24 protein-coding genes and 1 pseudogene are annotated in these 24792 nt (G+C 70.8%); 16 read left to right on the top strand and 9 right to left on the bottom strand.

What is annotated here, in order from left to right; genetic code table 11:
- Positions 1-17: 17 nt before the first annotated feature.
- Both msrA and JMO03_RS14840 read right to left on the bottom strand, forming a co-directional pair.
- On the bottom strand, positions 18-665 hold the full coding sequence (msrA, locus tag JMO03_RS14845; protein ID WP_202844491.1) for a peptide-methionine (S)-S-oxide reductase MsrA: 648 nt from the start codon (positions 663-665) through the stop codon (positions 18-20).
- A 79-nt stretch (positions 666-744) separates the two neighbouring features.
- Entirely contained in the window at positions 745-2943 is a 2199-nt protein-coding gene (locus tag JMO03_RS14840; protein ID WP_202844490.1) for a diguanylate cyclase, read from the bottom strand.
- Positions 2944-3214: 271 nt separating this feature from the next.
- Here JMO03_RS14840 and JMO03_RS14835 point away from each other — a divergent pair, with 271 nt between their 5' ends.
- From JMO03_RS14835 to JMO03_RS14810, 6 genes are all read left to right on the top strand, one after another.
- The gene (locus JMO03_RS14835) at positions 3215-4984 is read left to right on the top strand and encodes a glutamine--tRNA ligase/YqeY domain fusion protein (protein ID WP_202844489.1); all 1770 of its coding nucleotides are present in this window, start codon (positions 3215-3217) and stop codon (positions 4982-4984) included.
- A 194-nt stretch (positions 4985-5178) separates the two neighbouring features.
- Entirely contained in the window at positions 5179-5376 is a 198-nt protein-coding gene (locus JMO03_RS21535; protein ID WP_337926423.1) for a hypothetical protein, read from the top strand.
- Complete coding sequence (locus JMO03_RS14825) at positions 5373-5954, top strand: nucleoside deaminase (RefSeq protein ID WP_202844487.1); 582 nt, start codon at positions 5373-5375, stop codon at positions 5952-5954. The genes JMO03_RS21535 and JMO03_RS14825 overlap by 4 nt, the downstream gene beginning before the upstream one ends.
- 81 nt (positions 5955-6035) lie before the next feature.
- Positions 6036-7109: a 23S rRNA (cytidine(2498)-2'-O)-methyltransferase RlmM gene (gene rlmM, locus JMO03_RS14820; RefSeq protein ID WP_202844486.1), complete on the top strand. Its 1074-nt coding sequence runs from the start codon at positions 6036-6038 to the stop codon at positions 7107-7109.
- Positions 7110-7208: 99 nt separating this feature from the next.
- Complete coding sequence (locus tag JMO03_RS14815; protein WP_202844485.1) at positions 7209-7628, top strand: EF-hand domain-containing protein; 420 nt, start codon at positions 7209-7211, stop codon at positions 7626-7628.
- A gap of 178 nt (positions 7629-7806) precedes the next feature.
- On the top strand, positions 7807-8751 hold the full coding sequence (locus tag JMO03_RS14810) for a DUF808 domain-containing protein (RefSeq protein ID WP_202844484.1): 945 nt from the start codon (positions 7807-7809) through the stop codon (positions 8749-8751).
- Here JMO03_RS14810 and JMO03_RS14805 read toward each other — a convergent pair.
- Together JMO03_RS14805 and ubiH are read right to left on the bottom strand one after the other, a co-directional pair.
- Entirely contained in the window at positions 8748-9926 is a 1179-nt protein-coding gene (locus JMO03_RS14805) for an FAD-dependent oxidoreductase (protein ID WP_202844483.1), read from the bottom strand. The two genes, JMO03_RS14810 and JMO03_RS14805, sit on opposite strands and share 4 nt — an antisense overlap.
- Positions 9923-11131, bottom strand: coding sequence for a 2-octaprenyl-6-methoxyphenyl hydroxylase (gene ubiH / locus JMO03_RS14800; protein WP_202844482.1), 1209 nt, complete (start codon positions 11129-11131; stop codon positions 9923-9925). The genes JMO03_RS14805 and ubiH overlap by 4 nt, the downstream gene beginning before the upstream one ends.
- A gap of 104 nt (positions 11132-11235) precedes the next feature.
- On the opposite strand from ubiH, the gene JMO03_RS14795 reads away from it, so the two are divergent.
- From JMO03_RS14795 to JMO03_RS14750, 10 genes and pseudogenes are all read left to right on the top strand, one after another.
- Positions 11236-11832, top strand: a complete 597-nt coding sequence (locus JMO03_RS14795) for a DUF6580 family putative transport protein (RefSeq protein ID WP_202844481.1) — start codon at positions 11236-11238, stop codon at positions 11830-11832.
- A gap of 13 nt (positions 11833-11845) precedes the next feature.
- Positions 11846-12394: a cob(I)yrinic acid a,c-diamide adenosyltransferase gene (locus tag JMO03_RS14790; protein WP_202844480.1), complete on the top strand. Its 549-nt coding sequence runs from the start codon at positions 11846-11848 to the stop codon at positions 12392-12394.
- 13 nt (positions 12395-12407) lie between these two features.
- A complete protein-coding gene (locus JMO03_RS14785) occupies positions 12408-13355 on the top strand; it encodes a histone deacetylase family protein (protein WP_202844541.1) in 948 nt (315 codons plus the stop codon).
- Positions 13356-13464: 109 nt separating this feature from the next.
- Positions 13465-15921 (top strand): LPS-assembly protein LptD, encoded by a 2457-nt coding sequence (gene lptD, locus JMO03_RS14780; protein ID WP_202844479.1) that lies wholly within the window; start codon positions 13465-13467, stop codon positions 15919-15921.
- Positions 15918-17237 (top strand): peptidylprolyl isomerase, encoded by a 1320-nt coding sequence (locus JMO03_RS14775; protein ID WP_202844478.1) that lies wholly within the window; start codon positions 15918-15920, stop codon positions 17235-17237. Before lptD ends, JMO03_RS14775 begins: the two co-directional genes overlap by 4 nt.
- A 1-nt stretch (position 17238) precedes the next feature.
- Positions 17239-18216 (top strand): 4-hydroxythreonine-4-phosphate dehydrogenase PdxA, encoded by a 978-nt coding sequence (pdxA, locus tag JMO03_RS14770; protein WP_202844477.1) that lies wholly within the window; start codon positions 17239-17241, stop codon positions 18214-18216.
- 93 nt (positions 18217-18309) lie between these two features.
- Positions 18310-18648, top strand: coding sequence for a tRNA-binding protein (locus JMO03_RS14765; RefSeq protein WP_202844476.1), 339 nt, complete (start codon positions 18310-18312; stop codon positions 18646-18648).
- Positions 18645-19433 (top strand): 16S rRNA (adenine(1518)-N(6)/adenine(1519)-N(6))-dimethyltransferase RsmA, encoded by a 789-nt coding sequence (rsmA, locus tag JMO03_RS14760; RefSeq protein WP_337926422.1) that lies wholly within the window; start codon positions 18645-18647, stop codon positions 19431-19433. The genes JMO03_RS14765 and rsmA overlap by 4 nt, the downstream gene beginning before the upstream one ends.
- Positions 19434-19605: 172 nt before the next feature.
- Complete coding sequence (gene apaG, locus JMO03_RS14755; RefSeq protein ID WP_202844474.1) at positions 19606-19989, top strand: Co2+/Mg2+ efflux protein ApaG; 384 nt, start codon at positions 19606-19608, stop codon at positions 19987-19989.
- Positions 19990-20007: 18 nt separating this feature from the next.
- Positions 20008-20847, top strand: a pseudogene (locus tag JMO03_RS14750) (symmetrical bis(5'-nucleosyl)-tetraphosphatase); the annotation flags it as partial.
- 48 nt (positions 20848-20895) lie between these two features.
- On the opposite strand, the gene JMO03_RS14745 reads toward JMO03_RS14750, so the two are convergent.
- The 5 genes from JMO03_RS14745 to JMO03_RS14725 all read right to left on the bottom strand — a co-directional run bounded on the left by JMO03_RS14745 (position 20896) and on the right by JMO03_RS14725 (position 24555).
- The gene (locus JMO03_RS14745; RefSeq protein ID WP_202844540.1) at positions 20896-21417 is read right to left on the bottom strand and encodes a dihydrofolate reductase; all 522 of its coding nucleotides are present in this window, start codon (positions 21415-21417) and stop codon (positions 20896-20898) included.
- A gap of 103 nt (positions 21418-21520) precedes the next feature.
- Positions 21521-22315 carry a thymidylate synthase gene (locus tag JMO03_RS14740; protein WP_202844472.1) on the bottom strand — a complete coding sequence of 265 codons (795 nt, stop codon included), beginning with the start codon at positions 22313-22315 and terminating at the stop codon, positions 21521-21523.
- On the bottom strand, positions 22312-23214 hold the full coding sequence (lgt, locus tag JMO03_RS14735) for a prolipoprotein diacylglyceryl transferase (RefSeq protein WP_202844471.1): 903 nt from the start codon (positions 23212-23214) through the stop codon (positions 22312-22314). The genes JMO03_RS14740 and lgt overlap by 4 nt, the downstream gene beginning before the upstream one ends.
- A gap of 197 nt (positions 23215-23411) precedes the next feature.
- The gene (locus JMO03_RS14730; protein WP_202844470.1) at positions 23412-24149 is read right to left on the bottom strand and encodes a TerC family protein; all 738 of its coding nucleotides are present in this window, start codon (positions 24147-24149) and stop codon (positions 23412-23414) included.
- Between the two features lie 25 nt (positions 24150-24174).
- Positions 24175-24555, bottom strand: a complete 381-nt coding sequence (locus JMO03_RS14725) for a diacylglycerol kinase (protein ID WP_202844469.1) — start codon at positions 24553-24555, stop codon at positions 24175-24177.
- Positions 24556-24792 lie beyond the last annotated feature (237 nt).

Raw genomic sequence — 24792 nt, 5'->3', positions numbered from 1 at the left:
TCGCCGGCGAACCCTGCCTATCCCAGGCCGATCGGGCAGCTCACGCCGGTGCCGCCGAGGCCGCAGTAGCCGGCGGGGTTCTTCGACAGGTACTGCTGATGCTCGTCCTCGGCGTAGTAGAACGCCGGGGCGGGGAACACGATTTCGGTGGTGATCGCGCCGTGGCCGGCGTCGCGCAGCCGCGCCTCGTAGGCCTCGCGGCTGCGCAGCGCCTGTTCGTGCTGCGCCTGCGTTTCGCAGAAGATCGCGGAACGGTACTGGGTACCGACGTCGTTGCCCTGGCGCATTCCCTGGGTCGGGTCGTGGTTTTCCCAGAACGTCTGCAGCAGGGTGGAGAACGGCAGTTTCGCCTCGTCGTACACCACCAGCACGACCTCGGCGTGGCCGGTCTGGCCGGAGCAGACCTCGCGATAGGTCGGGTTGGGGGTTTCCCCGCCGGCGTAGCCGACCGCGGTGGTGGCGACGCCCGGCAGCGACCAGAATTTGCGCTCGGCGCCCCAGAAGCAGCCCATCCCGAACTGCACCCGCGACAGTCCCGCGAAGTCGTCGCGCAGCGGCGAGCCCAGCACATGGTGGCACCCGTTCACCGGCATTTCCGTGGCGCGGCCCGGCAGCGCCTCGCCAGGCGCTGGCAGCCGTTGTTTCCAAGCACCGATTCCGGTCATCGCGGTCGCTCCGAAGGACTGCCGATGATCTGCGGCCGCTTCGGGCCACTTCAACTGCCGATGACGCCCGACGAGCGCCTCAGCGGAACACCGCCGGCGCCACCTGCACGCAGTTGCGGCCGTGGGCCTTGGCCGAGTACAGCGCACGGTCCGCGCGTTCGAGGGTCGCGTCCGGGCTGTCCTCGTTCTCCAGGCGTGTGGCGACGCCGACGCTGACGGTGAGTCGCAGCGGCTGCCCGTTCCACTCCGGACGCAGGTTCTCCACCGCCATGCGCAGCTGTTCGGCCGCCATGCGTGCCGCCGCACCGCCGCGGCCGGGCAGGATGACGATGAATTCCTCGCCGCCGTAGCGTCCGAACAGGTCCCCCTCCTGCAGTGCGCCGCGCAGCGCCAGGGCGACCTCTCGCAGGCAGTGGTCGCCGCAGGCATGCCCGTGGCGGTCGTTGACCGACTTGAAGTGGTCGAGGTCGATGAACAGCACCGACACCGGCTGCCGCTCGCGCGCGCCTTCGATGAAGCTGCGCGAGAGCCAGTGGTCGATCGTGCGCCGGTTGAAGCTGCCGGTCAGCGCGTCGAGTTCGGCGGAGCGCCGCAGCTGGAGCGCCGCGACCGCCTGGTCGACGTGGAGCAGGGTCTGCCGCGCGAAGTCGCTGGCCAGCGACAACTCCTCGGTGGTGAAGCCGCCGGCGCCGCGCCGGTGCAGCAGCAGCGCCCCCCAGGCCGGGGCGCGGATCTGCAGCGGCACCACCGCCTCGATCGCGACGATCGACGGTTGCCCTTCCTCCGTTACCGGCTGCTGCAGTGCGATGCCGTTGGCCGCCTGCCGTTTCAATGCGAGCTGGCGCCGACCCAGTTGCGTCCGCAGCGCGTCCAGGCCGCCCGCCGGTTCGACGACCAGCTGGTCCTGGCCGTGGTAGCCATGGGTTGCGACCACGCAACGCTCGACCGGCAACAGCGGCATGAGCCGGTCGATCAGCAGGCGGAACGCGGTCACCTGGAGCTCGGCCATCGGCAGCGCGCGCAGGCGCGACTGGAGTTCGGAAACCAGGTCCGAACGCGCGGCCTCGCGCTGCATGCGCCGCTCGGTGTCGGCGCGCGCCAGCAGCTCGCGGTCGCGCTGGTGCCGGTACTCGCCGATGCGGCCGACCAGCCCGACCGCGAGGATCGCGACGCCGACCACGATCGCGAGCTGATAGCCGTAGCGCACCACGACGGTATCGACCAGGTGGCCGCGGGTCGACAGCTCCAGCAGCACCACCCCGGCCAGCGTCAGGATCGCCAGCGCCGCCAGCGGCCACGCCATCAGCGTGCGCCGCCGGACCGCGTCGATCAGCAGCAGCAATCCCAGCAGCAACGCGAGGCCGAACGGCACCACCTGTACCTGCGGCAGCACCCTCGCCACCTGCGGAACGTTGAGCAGGCACAGCGCCACCAGCGCGACCAGGACCAGCGACACGCCGTCGACCAGGGATTTCCAGCGCGACCGCGTCTGGTTCATGCCCGCGTACTGCAACAGCATCTGCAGCCACGCCGCGCACAGCAACATCACCAGCGCGATCACGCCCTGGACGCGCCAGAAGGCGAACGCCCGCAGTCCCGGCACCTGGTAGAGGTGGCCGTTGACCGCCGAAAGCGCCAGCAGCGCGACGCTGGCGAAGGCGAACAGGGCGAGGAACGTCCGATCGCGCGCGGCCGAGAACAGCGCCAGCGCCAGCAGGCCGATGGTGAACAGGCTCGCGTAGATCATCGCGCTGGCCGCGACCCCGTACTGCTCGAGCCGCATGGCCTGCGCTTCGCCCATCACCTGCGGGTGCAAGGCGCGCCGCGCATTGCCCACCGAGTGCAACTCGACTTCGACCGGACCGACCCAGTCCGCCGGCAGCGGGAACAGGAAACTGCTCGGCAGGACGCCCGCGCCCGCATCCGGTGCGAAGAATCCGCGCGTGGGGCTGCGCCACTCACCGCGCTGCAGCCAGACCGACTCCACCGCCTCGCGCTGAAGCCGGACCACCCAGCGCGAACCGTTGCCGTCCTGCGGCAGGTCGAACCGCAGCAGCGCCGCGCCATACGCCTCGCGGGCGTCCGCCGTCGCGCCGTCCACCCCGCCGGGCAGCGGCTGCCCGCCGGGCAACGCGTCGACCGTGACCTGGACGCCCGGCGCTTCCGGAAGCCCGCCGGCGACCGCCACCGCGAACAGTCCCAGCAGCAGGGCCAGGCAGATCGCGATCAGGCCCTCGTAGCGCGAGCCCTCGGCGCCGCGCGGATGTCCGCTCAGCACGGCGCCTCCATGCACGTCGCGGGCGCGCGAGCGCGCCGCCCGCCCGTCGCGGGACGGCGGGGCGCGGGCCTGCGCCCGGCGATGTGGCTGCCTTCGGACATTCCGGCTCTCCTGCGCCTCACTCGCTTGAAGCAATTTCCATGCCAAGCGGTTTCCATGGCGTCGAATATTGTCGCACGTCACATTATCGGTCCGGCACCGGCGGCCGTGCACGTCCACGATGGAGCGAACAGCGCCTCGGCTACACTGGCGTTTTGCTCCCCTGCGCGTCATGACCCGAACCGACCCGGTTGCCGTTTCCCCGGCCCAGACGGATGCCGCCCCTGCCGCCGCGGCCCGCCAGGACTTCATCCGCCAGATCGTCCGCGACGACATCGCCAGCGGCCGGCACGGCGCCATCCGTACCCGTTTCCCGCCCGAGCCCAACGGCTACCTGCACATCGGTCACGCCAAGGCGATCTGCCTGGACTTCGGTATCGCGCAGGAGTTCGGCGGGGTGTGCAACCTGCGCTTCGACGACACCAACCCGGCGAAGGAAGACCCCGAGTTCGTCCACGCCATCCAGGACGACGTGCGCTGGCTGGGCTTCGAGTGGGCCGAACTGCGCCATGCGTCGGACTATTTCGAGGTCTACGCGCTGGCCGCGGAGAAGCTGATCCGCCAGGGCGACGCCTTCGTCTGCGACCTGACGGCCGAGCAGGTGCGCGAATACCGGGGCAGCCTGACCGAACCTGGGCGCAATTCGCCCTTCCGCGACAGGTCGGTGGAGGAGAACCTGGACCTGTTCGCGCGGATGCGCGCCGGCGAGTTCGCCGACGGCGCACGCACCCTGCGCGCGAAGATCGACATGGCCAGCGGCAACATCAACCTGCGCGACCCGGCCCTGTACCGGATCAAGCACATGCCGCACCCGATTGCGGGGGCCGGCTGGTGCGTCTACCCGATGTACGACTTCGCCCATGCCCTGGGTGACGCGATCGAGGGCATCACCCATTCGCTGTGCACCCTGGAGTTCGAGGACCACCGGCCGCTGTACGACTGGTGCGTGGACCAGGTGGACCTGGCCGGTTCGCCGGAACTGCTGGCGCCGCTGCTGGCGAAAGGCCTGCCGAACGTCGCCGCGAAACCGCGCCAGATCGAATTCTCGCGGCTGAACATCAACTACACGATGATGAGCAAGCGCAAGCTGGTCGCGCTGGTCGGCGAGGGACTGGTCGAGGGCTGGGACGATCCGCGCATGCCGACCCTGCAGGGCCTGCGCCGGCGCGGTTACACGCCCTCGGCGCTGCGCCTGTTCGTGGACCGCGTGGGCATCAGCAAGCAGAACTCGACGATCGACTTCTCGGTACTGGAAGGCGCGCTGCGCGACGAGCTGGACGCGCATGCCCCGCGGCGCATGGCGGTGGTCGATCCCCTGAAGCTGGTGCTCGGCAATCTGCCGCAGGACCACGTCGAGATGCTGGCCTTCGCCAACCATCCGAAGGACGAGTCCTTCGGCACGCGCGAGGTGCCGTTCTCGCGCGAGCTGTGGATCGAGCGCGAGGACTTCGCCGAAGTGCCGCCCAAGGGCTGGAAGCGGCTGGTCCCCGGCGGCGAGGTGCGCCTGCGCGGCGCCGGCATCGCGCGCGTGGACGAGGTGGTGAAGGACGATACGGGCCGCGTCGTCGAACTGCGCGGCTGGCTCGATCCCGAATCGCGTCCCGGTATGGAGGGCGCGAACCGCAAGGTCAAGGGCACCATCCACTGGGTGAGCGCGGCGCACGCGGTCGAAGCCGAGGTCCGCCTGTACGACCGGCTGTTCTCGGCCGCCGACCCGGACGACGAAAGCGAGGGCCGCAGCTACCGCGACCACCTCAACTCCGAGTCCAGGCGCAATGTGCGCGGCTACGTGGAACCCGATGCCGCGTCCGCGGCGCCGGAGACCTCGTTCCAGTTCGAGCGGCTCGGCTATTTCGTCGCCGACCGCCGCGACCACCGCGCCGATGTCCCGGTGTTCAACCGCAGCGTCTCGCTGCGCGACACCTGGGCGGCGAAAGCCTGAGCGCGGCCAGCATGCGGATCCGGAACGCTCTGCTCACCCTCGGCCTTGTACTGGCCTGCACCGCCTGCGCACCGCGTCCGGGTACCGGCACGCCGCCCACCCCCGTCGCGCCGGGGCCTCCCATTGCCGGCCCCGCGCTGCCCGCGGACCCGGGAACGCCGGACACCTCCTGCCGTGTCGCAGGCGATTGCACGGTGAAGAACGTCGGCAACTGCTGCGGCTACTTCCCGGCGTGCGTCAACAAGGACGGCCCGGTCGATCCCGACGCAGTACGCGCGCAGTGCGAGCGCAACGGCATGTCGTCGGTCTGCGGATGGAAGGACATCCAGGCCTGCGACTGCGTACAGGGCCGCTGCCAGGCGGTGGACGGGCCGCTGCGGGTGGGTCGATGAAGCTCCCGACCCAGGTCGGGCTTTCCTTGCCCGAATGGGTCCACGCGCAGGTGGACACCGGGCGCGCCTATCCCGGCGACGAGGCCAAGGTCGCACTGGCGATCGAACTGTCGCGGCTCAATATCGAGGCCCGCAGCGGTGGCCCCTTCGGCGCGGCGGTGTTCGACGCCGGCGACGACCGCATCGTCTCGGTCGGGGTCAATCGCGTGCTGCCGCAGCACTGTTCGGTCGCGCACGCGGAGACGATGGCCTGCATGCTGGCGCAGCAACGGCTGCAGCGCGCGCGACTGAACCGCGACCTCGACGACAACATCGTCGGCCGCTTCGTGCTGGCCACGTCCTCGCAACCCTGCTGCCAGTGCTATGGCGCCACCGTCTGGGCCGGCATCGACCGCCTGCTGATCGGCGCGCGTTCCCAGGACGTGGAAGCGCTCACCGAGTTCGACGAGGGGCCGCTGCCCGCCGACTGGATCGGCGAGCTCGAGCGCCGCGGGATCGAGGTGGTGCGCGACCTGCATCGCGAGGCCGCGCGCGAGGTGCTGCGCCGATACGGCCAGTCCGATGCGCGCCGCTACTGACCTCGCGGACGGCGCAGTCGCGGTCGCGCCGGCGCGTTCGTCCACGGATCGCAGGGTCAGGCGCGCCTCGAGACGCGCGCCTTGAACGGCCTGCTGTGCTATTGCCGCGCGGGTTTCGAGCCCGATCTGGCGGCCGAACTCGGCGACCGCGCCGCCGAGGCGGGGATCGCCGGCTACGCCCGCGCCACCCGCGGCGAGGGCTACCTGCTGTTCCTCGGCGACGACAGCGCGATGGCGACGCGCCTGCCCTGGCGCAGCCTCGTGTTCGCGCGGCAGTCGCTGCGGCTGTTCGCGGAGCTGCGCGATCTCGATCCGCGCGACCGGATCGCGCCGATGCTCGAGGCGATCGAATCCGAGCGCGACATGGACCCGGGCCGGAGAGCTCCCTACGGCGAACTGTGGGTGGAACACCCCGATTCCGACGCGGGCAAGCCGCTCTCGGGCCTGGCGCGCAGTTTCGGCAACGCGCTGCGCCCGGTGCTGCGCAAGCGCGGGCTGCTCGCCGCGTCCGACGACCCGCGCCTGCCGCGCCTGCACGTGTGCTTCGTGGCGGGCGACCACGCGCTGCTCGCGGATTCGGATCCCGCGGACAGCGCGCCCTGGCCGCTCGGCGTGCCGCGGCTCAGGTTGCATGCGGACGCGCCCTCGCGTTCGGCGCTGAAGCTGGAGGAAGCGCTGTTGACCCTGCTCGACGACACGCAACGCCGCGAATGGCTGCGCCCCGGCATGACCGCGGCCGACCTCGGCGCCGCGCCCGGCGGCTGGACCTGGGTGCTGGCGCGCCACGGCCTGCGCGTGATCGCGATCGACAACGGCCCGCTGCGCCCGCACTTGCTGGAGACCGGACTGGTCGAGCACCTGCGCGCCGACGGTTTCCACTGGCAACCGGCGCGACCGCTGGACTGGATGGTCTGCGACATGGTCGAGCAGCCGACCCGGGTGGCGCGGCGCGTGGGCGAATGGTTCCGCGAGGGCTGGTGCCGGCACGCGATCTTCAACCTCAAGCTGCCGATGAAGAAGCGCTGGCTGGAGACACGGCGCAGCCTCGACGCATTCCGCCGAACCGCCCAAGCGCCCCTCGTCCTGCGCGCGCGGCAGCTCTACCACGACCGCGAGGAGATCACGGTCCACGCCCGACGCGTGTCCGCCACCTGAACGCGCGTTGCTCTCGGCGTCCGGCGGGCGTCCGGTTGACGCCGGTTTCATGACCGTGCGCCGAGCATGCGCAGGGTGATCCAGGACCGGAGCAATACGATGCGTGCCCACGCTATCCACCGCAGCCTGCTTGCGACGGCGCTGGTCTGCGCAGGCGCTACGGCCGCCGCCCAGTCGACCGGATTGCCCCTGGCCGACCCGGCGCCCCGACCTGCGCCGGTACCCGCCCCCTTGGAGGGGTCCGCATCGCCGGCGCCGTCGAGCCCGGCTCCGGAGACGCGCATCGCGGTCGAACCTCGCGTCACCCTGATCACCCGCGTCGCAGACCCGGCGATGGTCGCGGCCAGCCGGGCGTTCGATGCGCTGGACCTCGACCACGACGGCGTGGTGGATCGTGGCGAAGCGGCCGCCGAGGCGGCGCTGGCCGATGCGTTCGACGCAGTCGATGTCGACGGCAACGGCCGGATCGATCGTGACGAGTACACGGCGAGGTTGCGGCCGGCGACCCCGCCCCGATAGCGCGCACGGCGGACCGGGCCTCGGACGGGCGCACGGATTCGCGTCGCCGGACGCCGGGACCACGCCGGTCGCATCTCCGGTCGCGGCCCCATCCCCGCACCCCCTTTTCTTCGCACGTCGCTTCGCGTCGCGCCGGTCGCGCGTCCTACAATTCCCCCACTCCAGCCGCGGATCGCCCATGGCCTCCAGCCTGCTCGTGCTGCTCGACGACATCGCCACGATCCTCGACGACGTGTCGGTGATGACCAAGGTCGCCGCGAAAAAGACCGCCGGCGTCCTCGGCGACGACCTCGCGCTGAACGCCGAACAGGTCAGCGGCGTGCGCGCGGCGCGCGAGTTGCCGGTGGTCTGGGCGGTGGCCAAGGGTTCGGCGGTCAACAAGGCGATCCTGGTGCCGGCGGCGCTGGCGATCAGCGCCTTCCTGCCCTGGGCGGTGACGCCGCTGCTGATGGCCGGCGGCCTGTTCCTGTGCTACGAGGGCGCGGAGAAGCTGCTGCACAAGTTCCTGCACGGCAGGGACGGCGCGGCCGCCCACCACGCCGCCCACGTCCGGGCGCTGGCGAAATCGGATGCCGAGCTGCTGGCGCAGGAAACCGGCAAGATCAAGGGCGCGATCCGCACCGATTTCATCCTCTCCGCCGAGATCATCGTGATCTCGCTCGGCACCGTCGCCGGCAAGCCGTTCGCGGTGCAGCTCGGCGTGCTGGTCGGCATCGCCGCGCTGATGACGGTGGGCGTCTACGGACTGGTCGCGGGCATCGTCAAGCTCGACGACTTCGGCCTGTACCTGAGCCGCAGCGTCACCGCCGTCACCCGCTCGATCGGCAACGGCATCCTGCGTGCGGCGCCATGGCTGATGAAGGGGCTGTCGGTGGCGGGGACCGCGGCGATGTTCCTGGTCGGCGGCGGCATCCTCACCCATGGCGTGCACGTGGTCGGCGACTGGGTCGCGAACGCGGGCGTGGAAGCCGGGGAGGTTCCCGGCATCGGCGTGGTCCTGGGCGCGCTGACGCCGATGCTGATCAATGCCGCGGTCGGGATCGCCGCGGGGGCCGCCGTCGTGGGCGCGGTGATGCTGTTCCAGCGGCTGCGCGGCCGCAAACCGGCCGCGACCGAGGCCTAGCCGCCCGCGGCGCGGCGCCAGAACAGGTCCACCAGCGGCGGCGCGCGCCCGACGATCCCCAGCAGGTGCCCCCGCAGCAGGGTCGCGGCCAGTGCATCGTTGGAGAACAGGCGGTTGATGCCGTCGAAGGCGTAGGCGGCGACCGTGTTCTCGCTGCGCCGGGTCCGCGCCCAGCGCGCGAGCCGGTGCGACGCGTCCCATGACAGGCGCCGGTGCTGCGCCTCCAGGATCGACTCGCGCAGCGCGGAGACGTCGCGCAGGCCGAGGTTCACGCCCTGCCCCGCCAACGGGTGCACAGCGTGCGCGGCGTCGCCGATCACCAGCACCCGGCCCAGGTGCTGGGTCGCGCTGAGCTGGCGTTGCAGGGGGAAGGCCACGCGCCGGGTCGTCGGCCGGATCCCGCCGAGGCGGGCGTCGAACGCGGTGGTGATGCCGCGCGCAAAACCGTCGTCGTCGAGCGCGAGCACGCGCGCGGCCTCGTCGGCGGGCAGGGTCCAGACGATCGAACAACGCCCGTCCACCCAGGGCAGCAGGGCCAGCGGACCGGTGGGGAGGAAACGCTGCCACGCGGTCGCCTCGTGCGGCCGTTCGGTCTGCACGTAGCCGACGATCCCCTGCTGCGCGTAGTCGCGGGCCTCGGCCGCGATCCCGGCCAGGCGCCGCAGCGGCGAGGCTGCACCGTCGGCGGCGATCGCGATGCGCGCCGCGACGCGGCGGCCGTCGTCCAGCCGCAACGCCACGGCGCCCTCGCCGTGCTCCAACCCCTCCACCCGTGCCGGGCACACCAGGCGCACGCCGCTGCGCAGCAGCGATTGCCAGAGCATGTCCACGAGCAGACCGTGCTCGACGATCCACCCCAGCTCGGGCCGGGCCAGCGCATCGGCGTCGAAACCCAGCGGGTCGCCGCCGGCCGCGTCCCAGACCCGCATCCGCCGGTAGGGCTGCGCGCGCGCGCTTCGCACGGACTGCCACGCATCGAGCCCGTCGAGCAGCGCGACGTTGTCCGGCGCGAGCGCATACACGCGCAGGTCGGGCTCCGCCGGCGACCAGGCTGGGGGCCGCACCGCCTCGACCAGGCAGACGTCGAGCCCCAGCCTGGCCAGCGCCAGCGCGCAGGCCGCGCCGACCGCGCCGCCGCCGACGACCGCCACGTCGTGCAGGTCGCGACGGCTCATGCGGCGCCCCGCCGGCACAGGGCCGGAACGTCGCCGCGGTATCCCATCGCGCCACCGGCCAGCAGCGCCTGCAGCGAAGGCACGCGATCCAGGGCGGCCAGCCCGAGACCGCGCAGCGGACGCATCAGCGGCACGCGACTCGCGGTGACGCGCGCCATGCCGTCCGAGAACGCCAGGGTGCGCGTGCGATCCTCGTGCCGGCGCGCGGCATGGGCCTCGAGCAGCGCGTCGGCGCCCGGATCATCCGCACCGGCGATGAGTTCGGCCAGGGTCAGCGCATCGCGCAGCCCCAGGTTGAATCCCTGCGCGCCGATCGGGTGCAGTGTTTGCGCGGCGTTCCCCACCAGCACCGCCCGCTGTGCGGTCGTCTGCTGCGCGACGACCCGCAGCGCGGGATACGGGCTGCGTTCGCCGACCTCGAGGAAGCGACCCGCCCGCCATCCGAATGCGTCCTGTACGCGCAACATGAAGTCGCGATCCGCCAGCCCCGCCACCCTGTCGGCCTCCGCCTCTGCCACGCCGTGGACCAGACCCCAGGCGCCGTCGCCGCGGGGCAGCAGGGCGGTGGGGCCGTCGTCGCCCAGCCGTTCGTAGGCGATGCCATCGGGAGCGCGCTGCGTGCGCAGCCTGGCGACGAACAGCCGCTGCCGGTAGTCGTGGCGTCCGACCGCGATCCCGAGGGCATTGCGCACCGCGCTGTCGGTGCCGTCGGCCGCGACCACCAGGCGCGCGCGCAGGATGCGCTCGCCATCCCCGCCGCCGACACGGACCTCGCGCAAGCCGTCGGCCAGGTCCCCGAAACCGAGGAAGCGCGCCGGCCGCAGGCGCACCACGCGCGGCAGTTCCGCCAGCCGCGATTCCAGCGCCGCGCCGAAATCGCGCGCCACCACCACCTGGCCGAAGCTGTCGCGCCCGTAGTCCGCGGCATCGAGCAGCACCCGCCCGAAGTCGCCGTTGCGGCTGGCGTGGATCCGGCGGATCGCCCCGGCCGGCGCGCGCAGCCGCTGCATCACCCCGAGCGCGGTCAGGGCGTTCACCGTCGCGTCGGCGAAACTGAGGTTGCGCTGGTCGAACACCGCCGGCATCGCCGCGGGCGGCGCGGCATCCACCAGCGTCGCGGCCACGCCGGCGCGGTCGAGCGCGAGCGCGAGGCTGGCGCCGACCAGCCCGCCGCCGATGATCAGTACGTCGTGGGTCTGTGCCATCGCCGGATGATACCGGCTGCCCTGCCCGCCCTCCCCGCTCGCCAGCCGGCCCGGACGGGAACCGTCTAGAATGGTCGAATCCGCCGCATTCACGACCGACAGCCATGACCCGATCCGCTTCCGCCAAACCGTTTGCGCCCGGCCCCCTGGTCCTGGCGGCGATGATCCTGCTGGCTGCGTTGTCGCGACTGCTGCCGTTGCCGCCGAATTTCGCGCCGATCGAGGCCGTCGCCCTGTTCGGCGGCGCCTACTTCGCGAACCGCCGCCTGGCCTTCCTCGTGCCGGTGCTGGCGATGCTGTCGTCCGACGTCGTGCTCGGTTTCGCCCGCGGCAGCACCTACCTGCAGTACTTCACCTCGACCGCATACCTGCCGAGCCTGCTCGCGAACTATCTCTGCATCGCCGCGACGGTCGTTCTGGCCTTCGGGCTGCGCGGCCGCGTCTCCGGCGCGCGCGTACTCGGCTATTCGCTGGCCGGTTCGGTGTTGTTCTTCGTGGTCAGCAACTTCGCGGTCTGGCTGACGGCCTTCATGGTGCCCGGCTACCCGGCCTGCGACGCCGGCCTGCTGCCGTGCTATGCGGCGGCGCTGCCCTTCTTCAAGACCACGCTGCTGAGCACCCTGGTCTACTCGGCGCTGCTGTTCGGCGGCTTCGCCCTGTTGCGCAGCCGGATGCCGGCCCTCCACGCGCAGACGGCCTGATACCGGGCCCGCCATGGGCAACCGTCTGTCGAAGATCTACACCCGCACCGGCGACGACGGCACCACCGGGCTGGGCGACGGCAGCCGCGTGGCCAAGGACTCCGCCCGGGTCGATGCGTACGGCACTGTGGACGAGGCGAATTCGGCGATCGGGCTGGTGCTCGCCGCCGAACTGCCGCCCGACATCCGCGACCTGCTCACCGCGATCCAGCACCAGTTGTTCGACCTGGGCGGAGAGCTGTGCATCCCCGGCCATGCCGCGATCGCGGACGCCGATATCGACCGGCTGGAAGCAAGCCTCGACCGCTACAACGAGGCGCTGCCGGCGCTGAAGGACTTCATCCTGCCCGGCGGCGGCGAAGCCGGGGCGCGCTGCCACCTCGCCCGTACGGTCGTGCGCCGCGCCGAGCGCGAGACGGTGACGCTGTCGCGCCAGGAGGCGGTGCGCCCGCAGGCGATCCGCTACCTCAACCGCCTGTCCGACCTGCTGTTCGTGCTCGCGCGGGTGCTGGCCCGCGCCAGCGGGCACGGCGAAGTGCTGTGGCGGCACGAGCGGCGCTAGGCCCATGTCGCGCCTGCTCGGGTTCACCCACCCCGCCTGCCTGGAGCACGACACCGGGGCGGGCCACCCCGAATGCCCCGAGCGCCTGGGCGCCGTGCTCGAGGCGGTCCACGAGGCCTTTCCCGACCTGGAGTGGATCGAGGCGCCACGCGCGACCCGCGGCCAGTTGCTGCGCGTGCACGACCCGGAGCTGCTGGCGAGCGTACTGTCCGCACCGCTGCTGGGGACGACGCGGCTCGATCCCGACACCGCGGTCTCGCCGGGCTCGCCTGAGGCCGCGCTGCGCGCGGTGGGCGCCGGCATCGCCGCGACCGAGGCGGTGCTCCATGGCGAGACCGACGTCGCCTTCTGCGCCGTGCGCCCGCCCGGCCACCACGCTACCCGCGACGCGGCGATGGGATTCTGCCTGTTCGACAACATCGCCGTGGCCGCGGCGCACGCGCTCGACCGGTTCGGCCTGGCCCGGGTGGCGATCGTCGATTTCGACGTCCACCACGGCAACGGCACCCAGGCGATCTTCGACCACGAGCCGCGGGTGCTGTACCTGAGTTCGCACCAGTCCGACCTGTACCCGTGGACCGGCGCCGGCAACGAGCGTGGCGCCGGCAACATCGTCAACGCGTTGCTGCCGGCGGGCGCGGGCAGCGAAGCCTTCCGCCGGGCTTGGCAGGAGATCCTGCTGCCGGCACTGGATGCGTTCGGACCTCAACTGTTGCTGATCTCCGCCGGATTCGACGGCGACCGACGCGATCCCCTGGCGCAACTGGCCCTGGGTCCGGACGACTTCGGCTGGTTGACCGGCGAGCTGTCCCGGCTGGCGGCACGGCATGCGCAGGGCCGCATCGTGTCCATGCTCGAGGGCGGCTACGACCTGCATGCGCTGCGCGAGGGCTCGGTGGCGCACGTCGCCGCGCTGCTGGCCGGCGACCCCACGGACAGGGCCGCGGCCGCGCCACGCTGAGCGAAGGGGCGGCGGCGGCCGCGCTGCATGAACCGTCGCTGGCCACCGCATTGCCGCTGCACATGGCTTCCGGCAAGCTAGCGGCCTTTCCGCCCCGGGATATCGTCGCGTGCGTCCAGCGCTCCGCCTGCTGCCACTGCCGATCTGCATCGCCCTGTCGCTGGCGGCCCACGCGGACGACGACATGCCGGTCGACTGGTCGCTATGCCCGGTCGAGGACGCGGTGCCGCTGTTCCCGGACGCGCAGCCGCCGGTGGGCAGCATCGCCGACCGCGAGAACCTGCCGACCGACATCCAGGGCGACGAGACCGTGGGCATGGATGGCGGCGTCTACAACGTCACCGGCAACGTCACCCTGCGCCGCGGCGACCAGTTCCTGGGTACCGACAACATCGAGTATTCGCAGGACACCGGCACCTATACCGCCACCGGCAACGTGCGCTACCAGGATTCGGGCATGCGCGTGGTCGCCGAACGGCTCGAGGGCGACCAGAACAACGACTCGCACCGCATCGACAACGTCCGCTACCAGCTCATCGAACGGCGCGGCAACGGCGGCGCCGAACGGATCGAGATGCAGGACGCACGCGGCCGCATGTTCGGCTCGACCTACTCCACCTGCCCGCCGAGCCAGCGCTGGTGGGAACTGCGGGCGCAGCGCATCGACGTCGACACCGACGAGGGCACCGGCACCGCCCGCAACGCCACCCTGCGCATCGGCAAGGTGCCGGTGCTGTACGTGCCGTACATGGTATTCCCGATCGACGACCGCCGCCGCACCGGCCTGCTGTATCCGAGCATCAGCATGTCGAGCCGCAACGGCTTCGACTGGCGCCAGCCGATCTACTTCAACCTCGCGCCGAACTACGACCTGACCCTGGAGCCGCGCTACATGAGCCGGCGCGGCATCCAGCTGGGCACCGAGTTCCGCTACCTCACCGAGCGCGGTCGCGGCACCTTCGACCTGCAGGTGTTGCCGTCCGACGACCTCACCTGGCGCGAGCGCGACGAGGAAATCATCGAGGTGCCGATCGCGGAGAACCGCCGCGAGGACGACCGCGGCATGTTCCGCTACACCGGCTACCACAACATCGACCGTACGTGGCAGGCGCGGGCGAACCTGTTCTGGGTCAGCGACCCGCGCTGGATCGAGGATGCAAGCAGCAACGTCGAGGGCCTGGCCGTGACCTCGCTGGTCAGCAACGCCGGCGTCTACGGACGTGGCCGGTTCTGGTCCGCCGCCATCCATGGCGAGTACCGCCACCTCACCGACTACACGATCTTCGAGCGCCAGCTGCCCTACAACCGACTGCCCCGCGCCGTGTTCTTCTGGGAACGACCGTTCGGACGCTGGCTGGTCGCCGGCGCGGAGACCGAGGCGGTGCGCTTCGCCCACGTCGACGCCGAGGCGAGGCCCGGCGGTACCCGCTTCGACCTCAAGCCCTGGATCAGCGTGCCCTTGGAGGGGCCGAGCTGGTTCGTGAGACCGACCCTGGCCTGGCGCTACACGGGCTACCAGCTCGACGATGCGCTGGCCACGCAGATCGCGGTGATTCGCGCGCGCGACTCGCTGGGCCTGCCGGCGAACGTCGCCCCGCCTGCCGACGCCGTGGCCAGCTTCCTCGACGATGGCCCCTCGCGCAGCCAGCCGATCGGCAGCGTCGATGCCGGCCTGTTCTTCGACCGCGACATGCGCTGGCGGGGCGACGACTACCTGCACACCCTGGAACCGCGGCTGTTCTATCTCAACTCGCCCTATCGCGAGCAGGACGGCATGCCGCTGTTCGACACCCGTCCGATGACCTTCAGCTGGGGCCAGCTGTTCCGCGACAACCGCTATTCGGGCGCCGACCGCCAGGGCGACGCCCACCAGCTCACCACGGCACTGACCACGCGCCTGATCCGCGAATCCGACGGCCGCGAGAAGCTCTCGGCCAGCGTCGGCCAGATCCGCTACTTCAAGGATGCCCGGATCACGCTCGGCAACGAGGTCCCGATCCAGGAGGGCGAATCGGCCTGGGTGATGGACGCCAACTACGCCATCAACGACCGCTGGACCGTCGGCGCCTCCTACCAGTGGAACCCGGCGACCCGCCGCGAGGACCTGGCAAGTTTCCGTACGCGCTACCTCGTCGGCGACGACGGCATCGTCAATCTCGGCTACCGTTATCGCCGCAACGTGCTGCAACAGACCGACCTGCTGGAGCAGGTCGACCTGTCGTTCCTGTACCCGATCAACCCGACCTGGAGCGTCGTCGGCCGCTACTACTACTCGCTGCAGGACAACCAGGTGCTGGAAGCCATCGCCGGCGTGCAGTGGGAAAGCTGCTGCGTCGCCGCCCGTCTGGTCGGCCGCCGTTACGTGCGCAACACGCGCGGCGAGATGAACGATTCGATCCAGCTCGAGATCGAGCTCAAGGGCCTGGGCTCCGCCGGGCCCGACAACCGGAGCCGTTTGCGCCGTGCTATCCTCGGATACCACCGCGACGACCTCTACCTCGTCCCGCCGTCGGAACTGCGCAGCAGCGCGGACGACGACCTTTCCGCAGACGAACTCCCGCCATGAAGACCTTCTTCGCATTCCTGTGCGCCGCCTTGCTGTTCGCGGCTTCCGCCCACGCGCAACAGACCCAGCCGCTGGAACGTATCGCGGCGGTGGTCGACGAGGACGTGATCCTGCAGAGCGAGCTCGACCGCGCCGTGGCGAACATCATCGCCCAGTACGCCGACCGCCAGAACCAGCTGCCGCCGCGGCCGGTGCTGGAACGGCAGGTGCTCGAGCGACTGATCCTGGTCAGGCTGCAGACCGCGCGGGCGGCGGAGACGGGCGTGCGCGTGGGCGATGCGGAGATCGATACCGCGATCAACAACATCGCCCAGCAGAACAACCTCTCGCCCGACCAGTTGCGCCAGCAGCTGCTGCGCGACGGCATGTCGATCGAGGATTTCCGCAGCTCGCTGCGCGACGAGATCGTGATCCAGCGCATGCGCCAGCGCTTCGCGCAGAGCCGGGTCAGCGTCAGCGACGCCGAGGTCGAAGCCGCGATGGCCTCGCAGGCCGGGGCCATGCAGTACAACCTCGCGCATATCCTGGTGGCACTGCCGGAAGGGGCGACGCCGGAACAGATCGCGACCGGGCAGCAGAAGGTCGACGGCATCAAGTCCCTGCTCGACCGCAACGAGATGGATTTCGCGGCCGCCGCCGTGCGCTACTCCGACAGCCCCAACGCGCTCGAAGGCGGCAGCTTGGGCTGGCGCAGCCTCGACGAGATCCCGGTGGCCTTCGCCAATGCGATCCGCTCGATGTCGCCCGGCGACGTGATCGGGCCGATCCGGGGGCCGAGCGGCTTCCAGTTGCTGCAACTGGTCGAGACGCGCGATGGCGCGCAGACCGGCGGCGGGGCCACGGTGACCCAGTACAGCGCGCGCCACATCCTGATCCGCCCGGCGGAGGGCGCCAGCGGCGACGGCGAGGCCAAAGCGCGGATCGACACGTTGCGGGCGCGCATCGCCGGTGGCGCGGACTTCGAAACCGTCGCGCGCGAGAGCTCCGACGACACGGTCAGCAAGGCCAGCGGCGGCGACCTGGGCTGGTTCACCCAGGACGAGTTCGGCCCGGAGTTCGGTGGGCAGGTGGCGGCGCTGCAGGACGGCCAGGTGTCCGCGCCGTTCAAGACCCAGGCCGGCTGGCACGTCGTGCAGCGCGTGGCGACGCGCCAGACCAGCGTCGACGACGAGAACCGCCGCGCCCAGGTCCGCGAATCGATCGGCCAGCGCAAGCTCGAGGACGAGTGGGAACGGTATCTGCGCGAGATGCGCGGCGAAGCCTACGTCGACATCCGCAGCGGCAACGCCGCCACGGCCGGCAGCGACGGCGGCTGAGATGGGCCGCCCGCGCCTGGCGCTGGTCCCGGGAGAACCGGCCGGCGTCGGCCCGGAACTGTGCGTGCGCGCGGCGCAACGCGCGTGGGAGGCCGAACTGGTCGCGTTCGGCGACGGTGCGGCGCTGGCCTCCGCCGCCGCGCGCCTCGCCCTTCCCCTGGAGATCCTCGCCGCGGACGCGCCAGCCGCGTCGCCCGGGCAGTTGCGCCTGGTGGAGGTGGGCAATGCGGTCGTCGGCGTGCCCGGCACGCCGGATCCGCGCAACGCCGCGGCCGTGATCGACGCGATCGCACGGGCCGCGGGTGCATGCCTGGATGGTCGCTGCGACGGCCTGGTCACCGGGCCGGTGCACAAGGCGACCATCAACCTCGGCGGCATTCCCTACTCCGGCACCACCGAACTGCTGGCCGGCCTGGCCGGCCGCGACGTGGTGATGATGCTCGCCAACGACATCGTCCGCGTCGCGCTCGCCACCACCCACCTGCCGCTGCGCGAAGTGGCCGACGCCATCACCGCCGAAGCGCTCGAACGGGTGCTGAGGATCCTGCATGCGGCGATGCGCTCGGATTTCGGCATCGCGCACCCGCGCATCGCGGTGCTCGGGCTGAATCCGCACGCGGGCGAAGACGGGCATCTGGGCCGCGAGGAAATCGAGGTGATCGAACCGCTGCTGCGACGCCTGCGTGGCGAAGGCATGCGGCTCGAAGGCCCGATGCCCGCGGATACCGCGTTCCTGCCGGGCAGGTTGCGCGGCCTCGACGCGGTGCTGGCCATGTACCACGACCAGGGTCTGCCGGTGCTCAAGTACAGCGGCTTCGAGCGTGCGGTGAACGTCACCCTCGGCCTGCCCTACCCGCGCGTCGCGGTGGATCACGGCACCGCACTGGACTTGGCGGGCAGCGGCCGCGCGGATCCGTCGAGCCTGTTCGCCGCGATCGAGACCTGCACGCGGCTGGCCGTGCGCAGGCGCACGCCGTAGGCGTCCGGCGCGGTGCGGCAGGCCGCTGTCCCGCTGCGCGCGGGGCGGCAAACGCGGTAGGCTCCCGCTCCCACCCCCACGCCATCCCGCCCCATGCCCACCATCGACTGGAACGACTTCATGAAGGTCGAGCTGCGTGTCGGCCGCGTGCGGTCGGCGCGCGTGTTCGCCGAAGCGCGCAAGCCGGCTTACGTGCTCGAGGTCGACTTCGGTCCCGAGGTCGGCATCCGCAAGTCGAGCGCCCAGCTCACGGCGCTGTACACGCCCGAGGAACTCGTCGGACGACTGGTGGTGGGCGTGGTGAACTTCCCGGACAAGCAGATCGGTCCGTTGATGTCGCAATGCCTGGTCACCGGCTTCCACGACGACCAGGGCCGGGTCGCCCTGTGCGTGCCCGACCGCGACGTCCCGCCCGGGACCAGGCTGCTGTGAGCGGTTTCAGCGGGCCGGCCAAAAAATCGCTGGGGCAGCATTTCCTGCACGAGCGCGGGGTGGTCGAGAAGATCATCCTCGCGCTCGATCCGAAACCCGGCGACCGCATCGTCGAGATCGGACCCGGCCAGGGTGCGATGACCTTCCCGCTGCTCGACCGGCACGGCGCGCTGACCGCAATCGAGTTCGATCGCGACCTGCTCGCCCCGCTGGCCGCGGCCGCGCGCGCCCATGGCGAACTGACGCTGTTGCATGCCAACGTGCTCGACGTCGACTTCACCGCGCTGGCGGGCGGCGCGCCGATCCGCCTGGTCGGCAACCTGCCCTACAACCTGTCCTCGCCGATCCTGTTCCACGCGCTCGACCATGCCGCGGCGGTGCGCGACATGCATTTCATGCTGCAGAGGGAGGTGGTCGAGCGCATGGCCGCGGCGCCGGGCAGCAAGGTCTACGGCCGCCTGAGCGTGATGCTGCAGGCCTGGTGCGAGGTGACGGCCCTGTTCACCGTTGGCCCGGGGGCGTTCCGGCCGCCGCCGAGAGTGGATTCCGCGGTAGTGCGGCTGGTGCCGCGACCGCCGGCCAGCGTCGGCATCGTCGCCCCGCCGTGCTTCGCCGCGGTGGTCCGCGACGCCTTCGGCCAGCGTCGCAAGACCCTGCGCAACGCGCTGTCGAGGCGCTGCGACGAGGCCGCGATCCGCGCCGCCGGGATCGATCCGCAGGCGCGCGCCGAACAGCTTGCGGTCGCCGACTTCGTGCGCCTGGCCAACCTCCTCTCGGCGCCCTAGGCGCCTGCAACCGGCGACGAGCGTCCCCGGTATTTCCGAAGGGATCGACGGAGCGCTCGCTTGCCAGGGCGCGCGCACCGGCGATTGGCCGCCACCGGCTCGACAGGCGACGCCGGCAGGGTGCCGGCGCGTTCTACTCGAACCGTTCACGGCCAGCGCATACACTGGGCGCATGAACGAAGCCGCCGACTACAGCCTCGAAATCCAGATCGCGACGCAGTTCCTCGACGAGGAATCGGAGCCGGACGACGACCGCTACGTGTTCGCCTATACGATCCGCATCCGCAACCTCGGTCGCTTGCCTGCGCAGCTGGTTTCGCGGCACTGGATCATCACCGATGCCAATGGCCGGGTCGAGGAAGTGCGCGGCGACGGGGTGGTCGGAGAACAGCCCCGGCTGGAGCCGGGCGACCAGTTCACCTACACCTCCGGCGCGACCCTGCCCACCGCGGTCGGCACGATGGAGGGCAAGTACGACATGGTCGGCGACGACGGCACGCGCTTCGACGCGCCGATCCCGCCGTTCACACTCGCCGTGCCGCGCACGCTGCACTGAGCCGGGTCCGCGACGCGCATGGCCGTCTGGGCGATCGGAGACCTGCAGGGCTGCTATGGCCCGACGCAACGGCTGCTGGAGAAGCTGCGCTTCGACCCGGCGCGCGACCGCCTGTGGTTCTGCGGCGACCTCGTGAACCGCGGCGGCGAATCGGTGCAGACGCTGCGGCTGGTGCACTCGCTGCGCGACAACGCGGTGACCGTGCTCGGCAACCACGACCTGTCGCTGCTCGCCATCGCCGAGCGCAGCGAACCCGAACAGCGCAAGGTCAACGCCGACCTGCAGGGCGTGCTCTTCGCGCAGGACCGCGATGTGCTGCTGGACTGGCTGCGGGTGCAACCGCTGCTGCACGTCGACCGCAGCCTGGGCTGGCTGATGGTGCATGCCGGCCTGGCGCCGAAGTGGACCACGCAGTTGGCCGAACAGCATGCGCGCGAAGTGGAACGCAGGCTCGCCGGCGATGGCGCGCGCAAGCTCCTGAAGAACATGTACGGCGATCGCCCGGCGTGGTCGCCGCGCCTGACCGGCCCCGACCGCGACCGTGCGATCATCAACGTATTCACGCGCATGCGCTACTGCTCGCCCCGCGGGCGCATCGCGTTCGAGGAGAAGGGCGCGCCCGGCACGCAGCAGCCCGGCCTGTATCCGTGGTACGAGGTCCCCGGCCGCGCCGAACGCGACCTGAAGATCGTCTGCGGCCACTGGTCGACGCTGGGCCTGTTCATCGGCCACGGCGTGCACGCGCTGGACACGGGTGCGGTCTGGGGCGGCAGGCTCACCGCGCTCCAGCTCGACAGCGACGACCTGCGGATCGTGCAGGTGCCGGGTCGCGACGTCTCGCCACCGGCGAAGTCGTCAGGTTGAACCCGCCGACGGCGGTGGCGTGGCGCGCCGGGAGAATTCCCTTCAGGCGTCGACCGGTGCCGCGTCGGCGTCTTCATCCACACGCACGTAGTCGACGAACTCGAATGCGAATGCGTGCCTGGCATCGGCGGCATGGTACTCGCGTGCCAATGGCTGCCAGCGGGCGACGTCGTACGGCGGGAAGAATGCGTCCGCACCATCGACCACGGTATCGACGTGGGTCGCGTGCAGCTTCACCGCGCGTGGCAGCGCCAGCGCGTAGATCTGCGCGCCGCCGATCACGCACAGTTCGCGCGCGCCCTCTCCCGATGCGATCCGCAGCGCGTCGTCCAGGGAGGCGACCGGGTGCATGCCGTCGAACGGCACGCGCGGGCTTCGGCTGAGCACCAGGTTCAGCCGGCCCGGCAGCGCGCGGCCCAGGGACTCCGCGGTCTTGCGGCCCATCAGAAGCGGCTTGCCCAGCGTCAGCGCCTTGAAGCGCCTGAGATCGTCCGGCAGGTGCCAGGGCAAGGCGTTGCGCCTGCCGATGGCGCGATTGCGGTCGAATGCGACGACCAGAACCAGGCCGGGAACGGGGCCGGGCGACGCATCGGCAGGCCCACTCCTCGCATCCGTAGCGAACGCTGTCACCTCGGGTCCACGCGCCACGACACGGGGATACCGCTGCTCAAACGGCCACCGGCGCCCGGATCGCCGGATGCGGGTCGTAGCCGTGGATCGCGATGTCGTCGAAGGTGAAGGCGAACAGGTCGGTCACCTCGGGGTCGAGCTGCACTCTCGGCAATGGCCGCGGCGCGCGCGACAGCTGTTCGCGCGCCTGCTCGTAATGGTTCGAGTACAGGTGCGCGTCGCCGAGCGTGTGGACGAAATCGCCGACACCGAGCCCGGTCGCCTGCGCCACCATGTGGGTGAGCAGCGCGTAGCTTGCGATGTTGAACGGCACGCCGAGGAAGATGTCGCCGCTGCGCTGGTAGAGCTGGCAGCTGAGCCTGCCGTCGACCACGTAGAACTGGAACAGCGAATGGCAGGGCATCAGCGCCATCTGCGGCAGTTCGGTCACGTTCCAGGCGCTGACCACCAGCCGGCGCGAATCCGGGTTGCGCCGGATCTCGTCGACCAGCCACTGCATCTGGTCGATGTGCCCGCCCTTGCCGTCGGGCCAGTGCCGCCATTGCCGGCCATAGACCGGGCCGAGCTCGCCGTCCGCATCGGCCCACTCGTCCCAGATACCGACCTTGTGCTCCTTGAGGTAGGCGATATTGGTCTCGCCCTTCAGGAACCACAGCAGCTCGTGGATGATCGAGCGCAGGTGCAGCTTCTTCGTGGTGACCAGCGGGAAGCCCTCGCGAAGGTCGAAGCGCATCTGCCAGCCGAACACGCTACGCGTACCGGTACCGGTACGATCCGACTTCTCCGCGCCGTGCTCGAGCACGTGGTGCAGCAGTTCCAGGTACTGCTTCATGCCTTGCCTCCGGCGATCGCCGGCTGCAGCGTCGGCGCGCTGCGCGACTTCCACAGCCAGAACAGTCCCAGCGCGATCAGCGGCAGCGACAGCACCTGCCCCATCGTCAGCCAGCCGAAGGCCAGGTAGCCGATGTCCGCGTCGGGGACGCGCACGAACTCCACGCCGAAGCGGAACACGCCGTACAGCAGCGCGAACAGTCCGGCCACCGCGTAGCGCGGACGCGGCTTCGACGAATACAGCCACAGCACGACGAACATCACCAGCCCCTCGAGGAAAGCCTGATACAGCTGCGAGGGATGCCGCGCGAGCGAATCGAGCGCACCGGACGCGAACTGCGCCTGCAGCTGTTCCGCGCTCCTGCCCAGCAGTTGCGGGTCGGTCGGGAACACCACGCCCCAGCCGGCCTGGGTGTACTTGCCCCACAGCTCGGCGCCGATGTAGTTGCCCAGGCGCCCGAAGCCCAGACCCGCCGGCACCAGCGGGGCGACGAAATCCATGGTGTCGAAGAAATGCAGCCTGTGCCGGCGAGACCACAGCCAGGACGCGACCAGCACTCCGATCAGGCCGCCGTGGAAGCTCATGCCGCCGTCCCACACCCGCAGCAGCATCAGCGGATCGCGCAGCAGGTCGGGGAAGGCGTAGAACAGTACGTAGCCCAGGCGCCCGCCGAGGACGACGCCGAGCATGCCGTAGAACAGCAGATCGCCGAACGCATTGGCGTCGACGGCCGGCAGGCGCCCCGCCGCGACCCGGCGCCTGCCCAGCCACCAGGCGGTGAGGAACGCCAACAGGTACATGATCCCGTACCAGTGGATCGCCGGCTGGAAGGTGCGGCCGAACAACTCGAACGCCGGGAACTGGATCGCGACGGGATCGATCTGGTGGAGATGAATCATGAAGCGGGCCGTTCCTCGAGGGACGAGCGCCTATTGTGCCCGAGCCGCTGCCCGGGCGGCGGGCGTGGCCGCCGCCGGTGCCGCGCCGCGCTCGCGACGACGCTCCTGCGAGCGAGCGGGTCGCACCGTCCGGGGGGCGCGGGCGCCTCGTCCACCGCCGATACGCCAGCCGCGGCGGCGACCCGCGCAGCACCGCCTCAGAACGTCTCGCCCCGCCTGCGCGCGTTGCGCTTGGCCCACAGGTTCAGCACTTCGACCAGCACCGAGAAGCCCATCGACCCGTAGATGTAGCCCTTGGGAATATGCACGTCGAAGCCTTCCAGCAGCAGATAGGCGCCGATCAGCAGGATGAAGGCCAATGCCAGCATCTTGACCGTCGGGTTGGCGTCGATGAACTGGCCGAGCGGACGCGCCGCCAGCAGCATCACGCTGACCGCGACCAGGATCGCGGTCACCATCACCGGCACGTAGTCGCCGGCCATGCCCACCGCGGCGATGACCGAATCGAGCGAGAACACGATGTCGATCACGGCGATCTGCGCGATCACGCCACCGAAGGACACGGCCGCCTTCGCCGCCGGGCTGCCGTCGTCATGGCTGCCGCCGATCATCTCGCGCATCTCCAGCGCGCCCTTCACCAGCAGGAACACGCCGCCCAGGATCAGCACCAGGTCGCGGACCGATATGCCCTGTCCCAGCAGCACGAACAGGTCGGTGGTCAGGCCGGCCAGCCACGCCAGCGTGAGCAGCAGCGCGATGCGGGTGATGCAGGCGACGGCGATGCCGAACTTGCGCGCGAACTCGCGGCGCTCCGGCGGCAGCCTGCTGACCGCGATCGAGATGAACACCAGGTTGTCGATGCCCAGCACGATCTCGATCGTGCTCAGGGTCAGCAACAGGATCCACACCTGCGGATCGCTCAACATCTCCAGCATGTATCGACTTCCTCTTGTGTCTTGGCTACAGCCAGCGCGGGAGCAGAACCAGTCCCCACACCAGCAGCACGTTCAACATGGTCACGAACACCGCCGCCGATCCCATGTCCTTGGCGCGGCCGGCCAGTTCGTGGTGCTCCGGGCCGTAACGTTCGATCACCGCCTCGATCGCGGAATTGAGCAGTTCCACCGCGAGCACCAGCAGGCAGCTGCCCAGCAACAGTGCGCGCTCGATCCCGTCGTCGCCCAGCCACAGCGCCAGCGGGCCCAGCACCGCCAGCAGATACACTTCCAGCCGGAACGAGGATTCGTGCAACCAGGCCGCCCGCAGCCCCTGCAGCGACCAGATGGTCGCCATCAGGATGCGCGCGGGACGGCGCGGCAGGTGGCCGGTTTCGTCGGCCATGATCAAGCCCGTTGCCGCGCGCCCGGACCTGGATCCCCGGGGCGGCCACCGGCGGCACCGGGCGGAGACTGCGACAGGGACGACGGCATGCAGCGTTCAGGGGCGCGGCAGCGCCGCAACCACGCAATTTTGCCATAGTCAGGCGTGATTCCAGCGTCTTTCGCGTCACGACGGCATGTGAAGAACCCCCGAACGGAGCCACGATGCAGACCCGCTTTCCCCGCCCCTCGAAACGCC

It is taken from the genome of Luteimonas saliphila, from assembly GCF_016774335.1.
GTDB classification, from domain to species: Bacteria; Pseudomonadota; Gammaproteobacteria; order Xanthomonadales; family Xanthomonadaceae; genus Luteimonas; species Luteimonas saliphila.
Note: the sequence above shows the minus strand (reverse complement) of the source record. Positions and strands in the feature narration are given on the sequence as shown.